The following is a 15,614-nucleotide window of genomic DNA, read 5'->3' as shown; positions in this document are numbered from 1 at the left end:
CTATTCAGGCCTCAACTAACTGTAATTACAAATAAAGGTCGAGTGCTTTTTGTGGTTGTGCGCTTTTACTATAACTAAGCTGTGCTTGTACTAAATATTCTTTGCTGTTCTCTTTGTTTAACGCTTTATCGAACACCCGAGCAGCAAGCTCATACTCACCATGAGCATTAGCTAAGCATGCAAGTGCCAGTAACAATGCTTGATTATCCGGCTCTTTTTTTAAAGTATCTTGTAAACTCGCCTGTAACTTTAATGCGTCTCCAGGGGCGGACACTTTTAATATATGTGCAAGCTCAATGTGCTGCTCTGGTTTTTTCAGCATTTTAAGTAAACTTAATTCAATCTCATTTAAACGCCCAGCTTTTGCCATCGCAGCTAAGTAACAGCTATGCGCTTTTACTTTTACGTTTTTAGATAGTTGCTGATACTTATCGGTTAATTGCGATTCTGGCTGTGCCATAAAGTAGGTGGTTAATAATATCGACCATTGGCTATCTGTTAACGCTTTTTTACTTAGTAAACGCGGCATAAACTGCTCAAGCGCAGTCCATTTTTGCTGTTGCACAAGTACTTCGGCATACAATTTCAGCTCCAGCGCGGTGGCTTTTTTAGCTTCCGCTAACGCTTTTAATTCACTGCTTACTGTGCTGCAATCACCACTGGCTAACCAGAGTTTAGCCGCTTTTAGTTGGTTTGCTGGCGATATTTTCTCAAGTAATCCAATCGCTTTGCTTGTGTCATTATTTTGTAAAGCCGCTTTAGCTAGTAACGCATAGCGCACATCTTGCCAATTATCAGCCACGCTATTGTTTCCCAATGCCAGTTCTAGCTGCTCGCTATCACCATTAATTAAGCTCCATACACCTTGCTCAATCGCCGCTTGTTTACGCTCTTCACTGCGGGCAAAAAAACGATGGCGAGTATTGCTGTATAAAGACAAAATATAACGAATAAGCTTATAAGTTAAATACAAACCCAGCGCGATAACCAAAATGGTCGCGCAAAAAGCGACGATAGACCCTTCAATAGTAGTTTGATTAAACGAAATTAATACATAACCCACTTCACCTATTAACATAGGCGATAAAGCAAGTAATACAGCAACTGCTATAATAACCAATATTAAGCGGATCATTTTGCCCACTCCTTGATCTGCTCAGTACTTTGCAAAGTGATAGCTGGACTAAAGTTTAACTGCTCTTTGCTCAACTCCTGCAGCGCTTTAAGCGTACTTTTAGTTAGTGCTTCATCATGTTGGAAATAATCTTTTACTAATACTTCGGCTTGACTCAGAGCAGTAAAATAAATACTGGCTTGTTTAGTCAAAAGCGCATCTTGAGCTTGCGATAAATATAAACTTAATCGCTGTTGGATCAAATGACGCTCGTACTCTGTCAATAAAGGTTCAATAGCGATATCTTCACGTTGGCGAATTTTAATAAAGTTATCTTTAAATTGCTGCCACGAATTAGCTAAATTTTGCTGCCAATCACTAACGTTTTCGCTCAATACATGTTGCTCTTTTTGATCTACTTCTTGTGGTAATGCCACCGCATTGAAAACGAGCTTATCTACTTGCCCAAGTACACCGTGCAGCTTTAAATAAATTGCTTCTATTGCAACCGGCTCAACAGTGCTAAGCGCTTGCAAATCTTGATATATTGCTTGGCGAATAGCGCCAGTTCCTGGATGCTCTGCTAATAACGTATCTAATCGAGTTAATACTGCCGCCGCTCCATTATAATCATGCTCAGCCCACAGTTTAAACTCAGCCATACGCTGCAAACTAGTCACCTCTTGTGGATTAAGACTATATGTTTGTTGCTCTGCACGCTGCAAGGCGGCTGCTAATTGTTTTGCCGTGTTATCTGCATTTTCAGCTAAGCTAGCAGCAACTTTTTGCTCACTATTAAACAGCGCTTGTTGCAAGGTTTGCTGCGCAACTTTCACTGCTTGCAGCTCTTTACTGAGTAATTGGTTGTCAGCTGATAACTGATTAACTAACAGATTTGCTTGCTGTTGTGTATGAAGTTTTTGGTAAAACTGAAAACCAACACCAGAGGCCACAATCAACGAGATAAGTAATGCTAAGCTGCCAGTTTTACTTATTTTTTGTTTGTTGTTTTGGTTCGTTTCTTGTTTCATAGCAAAGTCTTTTTTTGTTGCCGAAGCAGAGTCTGCAACCTTAGCACTCGCCTTGGTTGAACTGCTTGGCGTTGCTTTAGGGTCAGCAAGCTGTGATGTTGGCTTTGTATCTTCACTCATAATGTTACCTTCGCTAATACAAGTAAACATAGCGCTATCGCTTGCACCTGCAGCAATGTGTATATTTGCCGAGTCAATCTGTTGCGCCGCAAGGTATTCACTAATGCGAGCACTGGCAACATAAAACTGGCACTGTCTGATCCACTCTAATTGTTTTGCGCCCAGTTCCCGAAAAATCGCATCAACTGCCGCATTACTTGTTATGACTATACCTTTAACATCAAGGCTTTGCCAGTGGTCTAGCCAGTCAGTTGCATTACCTTCTACAGGGCCTCGTTGATAAACCACTAAATTATTTAAAAATGCCCCACGTTGCTTTAAGTTTTTTGCAATCGTTGCTCGGCCATCTTTACCTTTGACCAACACTATATTTAGACCATCAACTTGCTGTAATGATTTTAAAGCCAGTAATCCTTCAGAATCATGCAGTTTAGGCACGGCTGCTCGTACGCCAAATGCCTGCCAAATGGCTTCTGCCGTTTGTTCACCTACGGCATAAAATTGCGCTTTAGTATTGATATCGGGTTTAAGTGCCAACAATGCTTTGACAGCATCTTGGGAGATAAAAATAATTTTATCTGCATTCAGTAAAGGGGTCAGTTGAGTATTATCTGGGGTTAAGTAATCAATTTTCAAAACCGGAAATAAAGTCGCCTGATAACCCCCTTGCGACAGTTGCTCTGCAAGGTCGGCGCCTTTTCCATGTGGGCGAGTTATCAGGATCTGTGACATTTATGCGTCTCTATATACTTCAGCTAAAATTTTATCTGCGCCTAAAGCAAGTAACTGTTCAGCCAGTTGCACACCAAGCTGTTCAGCATCAATTGCTTTACCACTGATCTCAGCGCGTAAAATTTCGCTGCCATCAATTGCGCCCACTAAACCACGTAAATGTACTTGCTCGCCATCAACTAAAGCATAAGCGCCAATTGGTACTTGGCAACCACCTTCTAAACGGCGATTCATTGCACGTTCGGCATTAACACGAATACGTGTCTCGTTATGCTCAAGTGGTGCAAGTAACGCTTGGGTAACCTCGTCATCAATACGGCATTCAATACCTACAGCGCCCTGACCATTCGCTGGTAACGATTCTTCTGGTTCAATAAATGCTTTAATACGGTCATGCATCTGTAAACGAATTAATCCAGCAGCAGCTAAAATAATCGCATCATATTGGCCATCATCAAGCTTAGCTAGGCGAGTATTGACGTTACCGCGTAAATCACGAATTTCTAAATCAGGACGCAGTTCACGAATTTGACACTGACGACGCAAACTCGATGTACCAACAATAGCACCTTGTGGTAGCTGTGCAATGTTGGCAAAGGTATTTGACACAAATGCATCGCGTGGATCTTCACGTTCACAAATTGTATGCAGTGCTAACCCTTCAGGAAAATCAACAGGTACATCTTTCATTGAATGCACAGCGATATCTGCACGGCCATCTAACATGGCCTGCTCAAGCTCTTTAACAAATAGTCCTTTGCCACCGATTTTTGCAAGTGGTGTATCAAGAATAATATCTCCTTGTGTCGACATTGGTACTAGCTCAACAGTAATGCCGGCATGGAAATGCTCTAGCTGTGCCTTTACAAATTCAGCCTGCCACAGTGCTAATGCACTTTTACGCGTAGCGATACGAATAAGTTGAGGTTTTTTTGTCACGTTTTCAGTCATAAAAGGAGTCCAATTAATTTTCTTTGCTGAGCCTAAAGGTGAATAAACACTTACTCAGCTAAAATGCGAAATTCTTTTTGTGCCAATAAATGGCCCTGTTCGTCAACAACATCAACACGCCAGTTGCCAACTTGTTCAGGTAAAATAGTTTTATTAGAGTAAGTGCGATACCTAGGAGACGTTACACCAAGCTCAATACTAGCTAGCACTTCATTTTCATAGCGCCAAACATGCTTGACCGTCTGCCCTTGCATATTTTTAAGCTCACTAAAAAATGCCATTGTTTCAGTAAATTCATTTAAACGCACATCCGCTTTAAAAACATTAACGGGCTCACGATCAACCACTTCACGGGTCAATACTGCGCGGCTTACTTTGTCGGTATCAATTTTTGCACCAAGAGCAACGCTGGCAATATGTGCGGATGTAGCAAAACTATCTGGTTGCTCCGCACTAACGTCACTTTCTACTGGCTCATTATTGGTATTTGTAGCAACAATAGTATTAGCTGCAAGTGCTTGGCTTTGTTCGGGCTGATTACTATCAACAATTTGCTGTTCTGGGCTATCAGTTATCATCGCCATTTCTAGCGATTCACTTTTATCATCCACTACACTAGCATCATTACCATCATCAGCATTAATATCAGTGAGCGTCGACGCTTCGCTGACTACCTCAAACTCTGTATTGTCTGCTACCGTTGTTGAAGATGCTAAAGGCGCGTCTTCTTCGCTTGTCTGTGCAACAGACTCGGCGGGGCTATCAAGGGGTTGTTGTTGATCATTTTGCTCAGCATTAACGGAGCTCAACAGGCTATAAGTAAAAATAACTAACGCAAATATCACGAGTAGTATAACTGTAACAATGCGCTGCCAATGCCATTGATAGGTTACCTCAGGCGCGATAGGTGCAGCCTCTCGACTCATACTTGCAGTGATCACTATTTTTTGTTTCATTTTAGCCTCGGCTACTCAACACTATTTAACTTAAGCGCGCGATCAACCAGTGGCGAATAGCCATTAGTTCTTCCCCGCAGAGCTGATGGCCCATTGGGTAATCTTGCCAACTTACATCCATGTTATGCGTTGTAAGTATGTCAAACGCATGACGACCTGCATCATAAGGTACTACTTGATCTTGGCTACCATGAGCCATAAATACCGACAAATCTGTATGTTTAGCTTCAGCCGTTAACTTATCTGGCACGCACATATAAGTCGAAAGCGCCATTACACCTGCCAGTTTCTGAGTTAAACGCGGTGCTAAATGTAGCGCAATAACGCCACCTTGAGAAAAACCAGCCAATATTATTTTATCTGCAGGAATACCTTTACTAAGATCTTGCTCAATCAACTGCTCAACCTTCGCCGCTGATTCGCGTACCCCAGTTTCATCAGCGCGCTTGTCTAGATCCATAGATTTAATATCATACCAAGAACGCATTGCCATACCACCATTTATGGTGACCGGTTGTACCGGAGCATGTGGGAACACAAACCGCACACCTAATTCATCAGGCAATGCAAGTTGCGATGCGACAGGTAAAAATCCATCGCCTGAATCGCCTAAACCATGTAACCAAATAATCGTTGCTTGATGCTGGCCTTTTGCCGCGTATTCTACAAACTCTAAACTCATAGTGCTGATTGCCATTCTACCGTTTGGCCAGCTTGACGCGTTGTTGCTTCATTCATAAACTGCCAAAATTCTGCGCCCGAGCGATTATCAATCCACTTATCGCCACGCAATTCAAAATGGTGACCATTAAACTTAGTCGCAACCCATACTTGATGCAAAGGAGCTTGCTTATTAATCACAATTTTACTGCGATCAGCAAAAATAATCTCCAAAATACCTTGTGCAGATTCATAGTCTAAGTCAGCTTCACAGTCATCCACTTGTTCTTCAATGGTAAACATAAGAGCTTCGGCTAATTGGTGGTATTCATGATCAGTCATTATTGTTTCCTTTTACGGGCATTTAGCCAGATATTCGGTACGAATTGCATGCAGCTAGTGTAACAGGAATAAATTCATCCGCGAATAGCTGCATTTTTTAGATATTCTGTTAATCTGCGATTATAAAGCCAGCAACACGATTAATCTAATGAAAGAGATGCATCTTAAACAATTAAAACGACTTTCCCCACTTGGTGTACTACTCATCACTTTAGCTGGCTGCGGACAAAGCGGGCCACTATATTTGCCAGAAGATAAAGCCGAGCCAAATAAACCACAACAAGTAACAACTCCAGTTACGCAAACACAGTCATCAACAACTGAATCGAAACAGGACCAATAATGGACTTTTTTGACTATAAAAATAATCAGCTGCATGCTGAAGACATCGCTGTCAAGGAGCTCGCCGCACAATACGGTACGCCTTGTTATATATATTCTCGCAAAACCTTTGAGCGTCATTATCTTGCCTTTGCACAGGCCGCGACCAATCATAAAAACTTAGTTTGCTATGCTGTAAAAGCCAATTCAAACATTGCTGTTTTAAATGTGCTGGCACGTTTAGGCTCAGGTTTTGATATTGTTTCTAAAGGTGAGCTTGCCCGCGTCATTGCGGCCGGAGGCGACGCTAGTAAAGTGGTTTTTTCAGGGGTTGCCAAAACAGCTGACGAAATTGCCTACGCACTCAAGCTCGGGATTAAATGTTTTAATGTTGAGTCCGTCTCAGAGCTAGATCGTATTTCACACGTTGCCAGCGAACTTAATTTAGTCGCGCCAATTTCAATTCGTGTAAACCCTGATATCGATGCGAAAACCCATCCGTATATTTCAACGGGTTTAAAAGAAAATAAATTCGGTATAGATATTCTTACTGCAACAAGTGTTTATCAGTATGCTGCGTCATTGCCTGGCCTAAAAATCACCGGGGTTGATTGTCACATTGGCTCACAGCTGACTGAAATCAAACCATTTCTCGAAGCACTAGACAAAGTACTGGCTCTAATTGACGATTTAAAAGCCAACGGTATTGAACTCAGCCATTTAGATATTGGCGGCGGTTTAGGCGTACCATACAATGGCGAAGCGCCACCGCATCCAAGTGAATATGTGGCACATATCACCGATCGTTTAACTGATTATCAACACTTAGAGCTTATTTTTGAACCGGGCCGTGCGATTGCTGCCAATGCGGGTATTTTGGTTACAAAAGTTGAGTTTATAAAACAAAACCAAGATAAGTTTTTTGCAATCGTTGATGCCGGTATGAACGATATGTTGCGCCCTGCTTTATATCAAGCATGGCAAAAAATTGTGCCGGTAACGCCTCGTAATGACGACACACCCACATACAACTTTGATATTGTCGGTCCGGTGTGTGAAACCGGTGACTTTTTAGGTAAAGATCGCCTGTTAGCCTTACAACAAGGTGATTTACTTGCCCAGCGCAGCGCTGGTGCCTACGGCTTTACCATGAGCTCAAATTATAACTCACGGCCACGTGTGGCAGAGATCATGGTCGATGGCGAGCAGAGTCATTTGATCCGCGCGCGTGAAACTCTGGAAAGTCTATGGCAAGGCGAGAAAATTTTACCATAAACTTTTTGTAACGAGGCTGCTCTGTGGCATGATTAGCGCAGAGCAACCCGAATTAGAGCGCTATGTTAGTTAATTTTTCCAAAATGCACGGCCTAGGCAACGATTTTGTTGTAATTGATAACATTACACAAAACGTTTTCTTGTCACGAGACCAAATAAAAAAACTGGCAGATCGCCATTTCGGCATCGGCTTTGACCAACTATTAATGGTTGAAGCGCCTTATTCTCCCGATCTTGATTTCCATTATCGTATTTTTAATGCTGACGGTAACGAAGTAGAACAATGCGGCAATGGTGCTCGGTGTTTTGCCCGTTTTGTACGGATGAAAGGCCTTACTAATAAACATAAAGTCACCGTATCTACCAAATCAGGTAATTTAACCTTATACATAGAAAAAGATGGCCAAGTCACCGTCAACATGGGTCACCCTAATTTCGAACCGAGCAAAATTCCACTCAAAGCGACTAAGCGTGAACTGACTTATATTATTCGAGCAGAAGAACACACCGTATTTAGTGGTGCAGTATCAATGGGTAACCCACATTGTGTACTTGAAGTTGATGATATAGAGACAGCTGACGTCAGCACTTTAGGCCCGCTACTTGAAAATCATGAACGTTTTCCACAGCGCGTTAACGTGGGCTTTATGCAAGTGATTAATTCTGAGCATATTAAATTGCGAGTTTGGGAACGTGGCGTTAACGAAACGCTCGCCTGCGGTACAGGCGCATGTGCAGCAATGGTAATTGGCCAAATTCAAAGTAAATTATCCACTACAGTACAGGTCGATTTACCGGGCGGTAGTTTGCAAATTCGCTGGCAAGGTGAAGGCCATCCAGTGCGAATGACCGGCCCTGCAGAGCATGTATTTGATGGGCAGGTCGCTTTATGAGTAACTCAAACGACCAAGTAACTAGTGAGCAAGTGAGTGAGTTTTTACAACAAAACCCATTGTTTTTAGCTCAAAATCCAGCACTATTAGCCCAACTTGAGCTGCAGCAAGCACAAGGCGCAACCTCATTAGTGCACATTCAACAGCGTCAATTGCGTGAACACAACACCATGTTGAAAAGCAAAATTGACAGCTTAATTAAGCACGCAAAAGAAAATGAGCTAATTTATGGCTTGTTCAGCGAGTGTCATCGCCAGCTTTGGACTAACTACGACTTTAAAACTTTAGCAATAAACTTACGCAATATTATTTGTACTAATCCGGCGATTAATGAATGCCACTTGCTTAAGTATGATAAAAAGTTTGCGCAACTAATTGAACACCGCTTAGAGCATAATGGCGTTTATCTGGGTCGCGTAAATCAGCAAGAGCGAGATTTACTGTTCAGCCCTGCTACACAATCAACTGCGCTCTATTTAATTGGTAACAGTCAGCACCCTATCGCTATTTTGGCCTTTGGCAGTGATGATGCAAACCACTTCGAACCGGCAAAAGATAGTTTATTTGTACTTGAGTTTGTTCGCTCACTGCAACTTAGACTGTTGGAATTGGAACTAGAGCAGGCATGAGCGAGCAGCAGCCGCCAAATGTTGATCAATTATGTGACAAACTAAGCGATAAGTGGCGCACGCCAATCCTATTATTTAGTGATTATCTGCGCTTCGAAAGACAATACTCACCACACACTATCAGCCAGTACACCAGCCAACTTAACTTCGCTGCATTGTATTTCAGCAAACTGTGTAATGATTGGTCAAGCGTACAGGGTGAGCATATACGCCGTTACAGCATGCAGCTTAGAAGCAAGCAACTAAGTGGCCGTACGATTAGTTTAAAGCTCAGCTGCATTCGCAGTTTGTATAAGTTTTTAAAGACCAAAGATAACAGTCAACAAAACCATTATCATAATCCGGCAGAAGCAATCAAAGGCCCCAAGTTTGCCAAACCCCTGCCTAAAAACCTTGATGTAGACCAAATGGCACGGTTACTTGATATTCACGATGATGATCCTCTTGCAGTTCGCGATCAGGCGATGATGGAGCTGATGTATTCGTCTGGCTTACGAATTAGTGAGTTAGTTGGTGCCAATATACAAGATATAAATCGCAGTGCGGGGGAAATATTAGTCCGCGGTAAGGGCAACAAAGAACGCCTGTTACCAGTGGGAGGCAAAGCGCTAGAATCATTAAATAAATGGCTTAAACTACGCCCTCAATTTGCTCATCCAGAAGAAATTGCAGTATTTGTCAGTAGCAAAAAGTGCCGTATTTCAGCACGTCACGTTCGACTTCGCATGCAAGAGTGGGGAATAAAACAAGGTATTAGCAGCCAAGTACACCCACATAAATTACGCCATTCATTTGCATCACATATTTTAGAATCATCGGGTGACTTGCGAGCAGTACAAGAGTTATTGGGTCACAGCAGTTTATCGGCCACCCAAGTGTATACCCATTTAGATTTTCAGCATTTAGCTAAAGTGTATGACAACACGCACCCTCGCGCTAAAAAACGTTCAAATACCGACTAGCAAGGAGCTTATATGATCCGCTTTAATCGTGCCATTTCACCTTTTACCGTATTGAGTTTTGACTTAGACGACACCTTATACAATAACCATCCGATAATTACAGCAGCCGTTCAAGCACAGATAAATTATCTAAATGCATTGCCAAACTGGCAAGCACAAGGTAAAGACTATTGGCAACAGTGCCGTGAGCAGGCGCTACTTGATAACCCCGAGTTAGTCGACAATGTTACGCAGTGGCGCAAAAGCACTCTGCGTACAGCACTGGCAAAGCTCGGTTATCAAAACGCAGAGCTCGAACACCATGCTAATAATGCTTATCAAGCATTTGCTGATGCCCGCAGCCAAATTGTAGTGGATGATAAAGTGCTCGATTTACTTTCACAACTGAGTAAACGCTATCGCTTAATTGCTATTACCAATGGTAATGTAGAAATTGAACGTTTTAACTTAAATGGTGTATTTGAACTGGTTTTACAAGCAGGTATTCACGGTAAAGCTAAACCTCATACCACGATGTTTGAACAGGCCGCCGCCGCGCTTGGCGTCCCAACCCAGCACATTTTGCACATTGGTGATAGTTTAGACACCGATGTACAAGGTGCGCATAATGCGGGTTGTCAGTCACTTTGGTTAAATGACCAACCAGCTAAATATGCCTACAAAGGCTTAGCCGATATTGAAATAACTGATATTCAAGCGCTTAAACACTTTTTAAGCCAGCCATAATATTCTAGGAGCGAGCAATGAAAGGGACTGCTGTTACTAAATTTATCACGCTGCTGCTACTGCTATCAGTGGCACTTAATGGCTATTTATTGTGGCCACAACAGCAAGCAACAGCCCCACAAGCAGCCGTTAAATTGTCGCCATCAGTTATCGTTGAAAACAATCAGCAATCACTCTATCAGCAAGCTCTACAGCAATTTAATCAGCGACAGTTTACGGCTGCCTTAGCCAGCTACCAAGCATTAACTACAAGCCAGCCATTACAAGCTGAACAACTTTACTTTTTATGGTTAGATAAACTCGATAACTGGTTAAAAAATAATGAGCTCACAGTTGCTGAGACTTTTTTGCAATTATTTTTAAATAGCTATCCATACGATATAAATATGTTACAGCTTGATGCCGAACGTTTAGTGAAAAACCAGCAGCTACACCAAGCTATTGTTGCGTTATTATCATTGCAATCACTTGCCAATGAAAGCCAGCAAGCAGCCATTAATATGCGTTTAATACAATTGACCATGGCACAAATAAAAACGCTTACAGAGCAGCACGCGTGGCAAAAAACCATTAATCAAACCTTAGTGTGGCTTGATTATGATAACGAAAATCCTAATTACTTATTCGCACTCGCTAATGCATATTACCATCTCGGTGACCTGCTAAGCGCGCAAGCAACATTAGATCGCTTTCCTTTGGAGCATCCATTACAAGCGAAAGTTGCTGAATTACAAACACGCATAGCACAAGCGCAAAGCGGTATTGATCTGGTGCCATTACGTCCATACGGCGCACACTATTTATTAGATATGCAAATCAACGATGCGCTCAATACCCAACTAATGATAGATACCGGGGCAAGCTTTACCGTATTACCAAATAACGTATTTCAAGCATTACGGCCAATACCCGACTATATTGATAGCTTAAGCATCAATACCGCCAACGGCCAAGTAATCGCAAAACGTTACCAACTTGATTCAATTTTAATTGGCCAGCAATATATTGAAAACTTTGAAGTGTTAGTAATTGATAACCATAGTGGGTATGGATTACTCGGCATGAATTTTTTACAGTTGTTTAAATTTAATATTAATCAACAAACTAATCAGCTAGAGTTAGCTAAATAAGGATGACTATGACACTCAACGATTTTTTAAGCCGTCTGGCTAATGAGCCACACACCATTGCATTTGCCGATACGATGGCAGTGATTGAAGCAAACTATACTTTTACAGCCTGCGCATTCAATAACCACGGCTTAAAAAGTGCCGTTGGTGAAAATAATGGCTCATGTAAAATTTTTGCTTTTGCTAAACTAAACCAACTAAGTAAACAAAATACTCTAGATTGCTTTGGCGCGTTTTATCGTGATGATGTACTTGGCAATCCTAATGAGCACGATCACATGAACATTCGCACATTTATGTTAGCACCAGAAGTAACCCCCTTCTTGGGCATTACTTTTGATGGCGAACCATTAACAGCTAACTAAGTGATTTTTCCATAAAGTAGCGGGTGCCAGAGCGAGGATAATTATCGAGTTGATATTTAACTTCATAACCACGATGTTCATAAAATGGTTTAGCTTGAAAATCTAAAGTATCAAGCTGAACTTGCAGCGCACCTAACTGCTTACCCTTTAATTCGATCGCGCTAAGTAACTTACTAGCTAGGCCTTGACCGCGTGCTTTTTCATCACACCAAAGCCAATTTATTTGTAACCAGTTACCAAATAATTGAGCAGCTACAGCCGCCACCACTTGCTGATTTTCATCAACAAATTTACACCCCAATGGCAGTCTTTGTGCATCAAAGTGAGCTTGATTATAAGCAACTATTTGCTCACGCAATAACTGTTCTAATACCTGTGAATCATCATTTTCAAACTGATACATGGTCGCTTTTTACCAAGTTAAAAGGTCAGTTTAAATGACTAACAAGTTAATATAAATGATTTTTACCGTAAGGCACCTCAAGCATATTACTGCCCACTTTTTCAGGCTGGCCACACATTTCATCGTATGCGCTGGTATGACGCAATACCATTTGCGCATAACTAAGGTGGTCGAGTCGTTTTTGAATATGCAATGGGCTTAAGCCACGAATAAACTCCCCCTGCTCATCCGTTACATAATACTCAACATTGTTGATCATCACCGACACTTGGTATAAAGCCATTTCCAATGAGTGAACAATAACTTTTTGCAAAGGCTGATGGTTTTTAAGTTCTGATAATTTTATCGCCATGGTGAAACCCTTTTTACAGTGGATTAAGTTATCTGTACGTTGCTTTGATATACTTTGATCAATTTAAACCGAAGCGACTTAATTTATGAGCGAGAAAACTCGTCTAGCTAAATACCTTGCCCATGCTGGCGTTTGTTCTCGTAAACAAGCCTCGCGGCTGATTGATGAAGGTGTGGTGAGCGTAAATAATCGCCCAGCCAATCATATTGATCACGTTGATGATAACGACGATATACGCGTCAATAACACGCGCGTACAAGGTAAAGCAACGCGCGTTTATTATGCCTATCACAAACCGGTAGGAATTGATTGTAAACTCAATCAACATGACCCTAGCAGCTTAATTCACCATCTACCAACAGACACCCGCGTATACCCCATTGGCAGGCTAGATAAAGATTCTCGTGGTCTGTTAATACTGACTAATGATGGTGAATTTTGTAATCAGCTGATCCATCCTGACTTCCACCAGCCAAAACGTTATTTAGTCACTGTTGATAAACCGCTTAATGATGGCTTTAGCCAAAAAATGGCAAATGGTGTGCCTGTTGATAAACATATCACACTGCCATGCACCGTGGAGAAAGTAGCCGACTGCCAATTTAGTATTATTTTAAAGCAAGGGCTGAATCGCCAAATCCGAAAAATGGCCCATTACTGTGGCTATAAAGTGATTGATCTTTACCGAGAACAAATTGCCGAGCTTAATTTGGCCACCCTAAGCCTGCCAGAAAATACCTATCGTAAAATAAATAAATCTGACATTTTAAAAAACTAATTATTTTTATATAAAATAGTTGCAAAGTTTGATTACAGGTGTAATCTTAAGTTAAAGATTACACCTGTAGGCAATATATATATGATTGAATTATCAAAAGCAGAATTTGAAGTGCTCGATGCACTTTGGCTGAACTACCCTGCTACAGCAAGCCAAATTATCGAGCGTTTAAGCGATGATAAACAATGGCACGAAAAAACCATTAAAACCTTACTCGGTCGGTTAGTAAAAAAAGGCGCACTCAGCTTTGAAAAAGATGGCCGCCAGTATATTTACACTCCTTGCATGGAACGCGCTGAATACACGCTAAAAGAAAGTCAAAATTTTATTGAGCGTTTTTTTAGTGGCCGTATCGCGCCGTTAGTCAGCGGTTTTGCTAAATCTGAGCAACTTTCTCAACAAGACATCAACGAACTTAAAAAGGTGATTGATGACTGGGAAAAACAGCAAAAGTAAGGGCTTAATATGTTAGAAAACACCTTTAACTGGCTTCTTGAGCAGCAACTATTAATCAGCTTACTGATACTCAGTTTGCTGGTTTTAGAACGCTATTCACTAAAATGGCTCAATGCTAACTTTGTCTATAAGTTATGGCTAATGTTACCAATCACATTACTGCTAGCAAATATGCCAGAGCATTTTAAGCCGCTGCCAAACAACGTCATTAGCACTATGCTGATCAGCCCCAAGCAAGGTTTTTCAACAACGATTAGTATTAGTTGGGTACTAGTTTATAGCGCTATATTTAGCATACTGGCGTTAACTGCCATCGTGGTACACCTGCGGTTTATCAACCAATTACGATTAACCAATCTTGATGATAAAGTGCTGATTGACGCACACCCCGACATGCAACTATTACAAAGTAGCGCCGTTAGTACACCAATGGTTATAGGGCTATTCAGTAATCAGCTAGTCCTACCAACCGCCTATACACAACACATTGATAGCACTGCGTTAACGCTGATCATTGAACATGAAAAAGTACATATAAAACGCGCCGATAATTTATTTAATGCGCTGGCATTAATGGCCACATTGCTGATTTGGTTTAATCCACTGGCTTGGCTTGGCTACATGAACTTTAGACGCTTGCAAGAGCTGTCGTGCGACGAAAAAGTACTGACCAATAAAACTACTCAACAACGCATTTTATACAGTAAAGCTCTGATCAACTGTGCAGCAAATAGCCGTGCAGGGTTAATAGCTTACTCACACTATGGAGATAAAAACACGATGTTACAACGACTCAATCAAATCAAACACACCGGCAATAGCTCAATGATTGCCAAAGGCGCTTTACTTATTTTTGCAGCGGGTATGATCAGCAGCTTTGCTATCGCAAAACAACCAGAAGCAATAAGTAAGGTGCAAGCTATTTCACCCATCATGCGTATTGAGCCTCTTTACCCGATACAGGCAGCTGAACAAGGTATAAGCGGTTCAGTAGTATTAAAATACGATATTAGCCCAGCCGGAAAGACACAAAATGTGTCGGTTGTGAATGCCAAACCTGAAAGAGTATTCGATAAAGAGGCAAAAAAAGCGCTAATGCAATGGCAATATAAGCCTTCAAATTCAGGCTTTAAAGATGTATTGGTACAGTTAGACTTTGCAATTGACAGTAATTACAAATCAGAAGAACTGATTGAAAAGGTGACTGTTGCGGCTAAGTAAATTTTAACAACCAAGACCCTAAAGCAAGCGCCTTATTGAAGCCGCTTGCTTTAGCGTTTTAAAAAACAAAGCTTATACCAATCGACTTAAATATTTAACCATTCTAGCGAGCTAAATAAAGCGCTAACTGCGTTATAATTTTTTCAAGTAGAACAACTACATGTCAAAATTTACGCCTTGTTATCACTGTATTTATC

Annotated in this window: 19 protein-coding genes; 11 read left to right on the top strand and 8 right to left on the bottom strand. The window is 41.4% G+C overall.

Going from position 1 to position 15,614, the window contains the following annotated elements:
- Nucleotides 1-25: 25 nt before the first annotated feature.
- From H5183_RS17320 to cyaY, 6 genes are all read right to left on the bottom strand, one after another.
- On the bottom strand, nt 26-1,135 hold the full coding sequence (locus H5183_RS17320; RefSeq protein WP_182732295.1) for a heme biosynthesis HemY N-terminal domain-containing protein: 1,110 nt from the start codon (nt 1,133-1,135) through the stop codon (nt 26-28).
- Nucleotides 1,132-2,997 (bottom strand): uroporphyrinogen-III C-methyltransferase, encoded by a 1,866-nt coding sequence (locus tag H5183_RS17315; RefSeq protein WP_182732294.1) that lies wholly within the window; start codon nt 2,995-2,997, stop codon nt 1,132-1,134. The genes H5183_RS17320 and H5183_RS17315 overlap by 4 nt, the downstream gene beginning before the upstream one ends.
- Nucleotides 2,998-3,936 carry a hydroxymethylbilane synthase gene (gene hemC / locus H5183_RS17310; RefSeq protein ID WP_149982317.1) on the bottom strand — a complete coding sequence of 313 codons (939 nt, stop codon included), beginning with the start codon at nt 3,934-3,936 and terminating at the stop codon, nt 2,998-3,000.
- A 62-nt stretch (nt 3,937-3,998) separates the two neighbouring features.
- A complete protein-coding gene (locus H5183_RS17305) occupies nt 3,999-4,904 on the bottom strand; it encodes a DUF2914 domain-containing protein (RefSeq protein WP_182732293.1) in 906 nt (301 codons plus the stop codon).
- A 25-nt stretch (nt 4,905-4,929) separates the two neighbouring features.
- A complete protein-coding gene (locus H5183_RS17300; protein ID WP_182732292.1) occupies nt 4,930-5,586 on the bottom strand; it encodes an alpha/beta hydrolase in 657 nt (218 codons plus the stop codon).
- Entirely contained in the window at nt 5,583-5,906 is a 324-nt protein-coding gene (cyaY, locus tag H5183_RS17295) for an iron donor protein CyaY (protein ID WP_145239944.1), read from the bottom strand. The genes H5183_RS17300 and cyaY overlap by 4 nt, the downstream gene beginning before the upstream one ends.
- Nucleotides 5,907-6,054: 148 nt before the next feature.
- Between cyaY and lptM the strand changes: the two genes are divergently transcribed.
- The 8 genes from lptM (at nt 6,055) to H5183_RS17255 (ending at nt 12,207) form a co-directional block, all read left to right on the top strand.
- Nucleotides 6,055-6,249, top strand: a complete 195-nt coding sequence (lptM, locus tag H5183_RS17290) for an LPS translocon maturation chaperone LptM (protein WP_149982183.1) — start codon at nt 6,055-6,057, stop codon at nt 6,247-6,249.
- Nucleotides 6,249-7,502 carry a diaminopimelate decarboxylase gene (lysA, locus tag H5183_RS17285; RefSeq protein WP_149982184.1) on the top strand — a complete coding sequence of 418 codons (1,254 nt, stop codon included), beginning with the start codon at nt 6,249-6,251 and terminating at the stop codon, nt 7,500-7,502. Before lptM ends, lysA begins: the two co-directional genes overlap by 1 nt.
- 62 nt (nt 7,503-7,564) lie before the next feature.
- Nucleotides 7,565-8,395 carry a diaminopimelate epimerase gene (gene dapF / locus H5183_RS17280; protein WP_145239950.1) on the top strand — a complete coding sequence of 277 codons (831 nt, stop codon included), beginning with the start codon at nt 7,565-7,567 and terminating at the stop codon, nt 8,393-8,395.
- On the top strand, nt 8,392-9,024 hold the full coding sequence (locus H5183_RS17275; RefSeq protein ID WP_182732291.1) for a DUF484 family protein: 633 nt from the start codon (nt 8,392-8,394) through the stop codon (nt 9,022-9,024). Before dapF ends, H5183_RS17275 begins: the two co-directional genes overlap by 4 nt.
- Nucleotides 9,021-9,986, top strand: coding sequence for a tyrosine recombinase XerC (locus H5183_RS17270; RefSeq protein WP_145239954.1), 966 nt, complete (start codon nt 9,021-9,023; stop codon nt 9,984-9,986). Before H5183_RS17275 ends, H5183_RS17270 begins: the two co-directional genes overlap by 4 nt.
- A gap of 12 nt (nt 9,987-9,998) precedes the next feature.
- Nucleotides 9,999-10,712: an HAD-IA family hydrolase gene (locus H5183_RS17265; RefSeq protein WP_149982187.1), complete on the top strand. Its 714-nt coding sequence runs from the start codon at nt 9,999-10,001 to the stop codon at nt 10,710-10,712.
- Between the two features lie 17 nt (nt 10,713-10,729).
- The gene (locus H5183_RS17260; protein ID WP_145239958.1) at nt 10,730-11,842 is read left to right on the top strand and encodes a retroviral-like aspartic protease family protein; all 1,113 of its coding nucleotides are present in this window, start codon (nt 10,730-10,732) and stop codon (nt 11,840-11,842) included.
- Nucleotides 11,843-11,850: 8 nt separating this feature from the next.
- Nucleotides 11,851-12,207 carry a HopJ type III effector protein gene (locus tag H5183_RS17255; protein WP_145239960.1) on the top strand — a complete coding sequence of 119 codons (357 nt, stop codon included), beginning with the start codon at nt 11,851-11,853 and terminating at the stop codon, nt 12,205-12,207.
- On the opposite strand, the gene H5183_RS17250 is transcribed toward H5183_RS17255, so the two are convergent.
- Entirely contained in the window at nt 12,200-12,610 is a 411-nt protein-coding gene (locus H5183_RS17250) for an N-acetyltransferase (protein WP_145239962.1), read from the bottom strand. The two genes, H5183_RS17255 and H5183_RS17250, sit on opposite strands and share 8 nt — an antisense overlap.
- Nucleotides 12,611-12,656: 46 nt before the next feature.
- Nucleotides 12,657-12,962, bottom strand: coding sequence for a DUF6482 family protein (locus H5183_RS17245; RefSeq protein WP_182732290.1), 306 nt, complete (start codon nt 12,960-12,962; stop codon nt 12,657-12,659).
- Between the two features lie 85 nt (nt 12,963-13,047).
- Here H5183_RS17245 and H5183_RS17240 point away from each other — a divergent pair, with 85 nt between their 5' ends.
- The 3 genes from H5183_RS17240 (at nt 13,048) to H5183_RS17230 (ending at nt 15,417) form a co-directional block, all read left to right on the top strand.
- Complete coding sequence (locus H5183_RS17240; RefSeq protein ID WP_145239966.1) at nt 13,048-13,740, top strand: pseudouridine synthase; 693 nt, start codon at nt 13,048-13,050, stop codon at nt 13,738-13,740.
- A gap of 81 nt (nt 13,741-13,821) precedes the next feature.
- Nucleotides 13,822-14,196, top strand: a complete 375-nt coding sequence (locus H5183_RS17235) for a BlaI/MecI/CopY family transcriptional regulator (RefSeq protein ID WP_145239968.1) — start codon at nt 13,822-13,824, stop codon at nt 14,194-14,196.
- Between the two features lie 9 nt (nt 14,197-14,205).
- Nucleotides 14,206-15,417 carry a TonB family protein gene (locus H5183_RS17230; protein WP_149982190.1) on the top strand — a complete coding sequence of 404 codons (1,212 nt, stop codon included), beginning with the start codon at nt 14,206-14,208 and terminating at the stop codon, nt 15,415-15,417.
- Nucleotides 15,418-15,614: the final 197 nt, after the last annotated feature.

The organism is Pseudoalteromonas sp. SR44-8, from assembly GCF_014163635.1.
Taxonomy (GTDB): Bacteria; Pseudomonadota; Gammaproteobacteria; order Enterobacterales; family Alteromonadaceae; genus Pseudoalteromonas; species Pseudoalteromonas rhizosphaerae.
The sequence above is the reverse complement of the archived record's forward strand: the minus strand, read 5'-3'. Positions and strand labels throughout refer to the sequence as shown.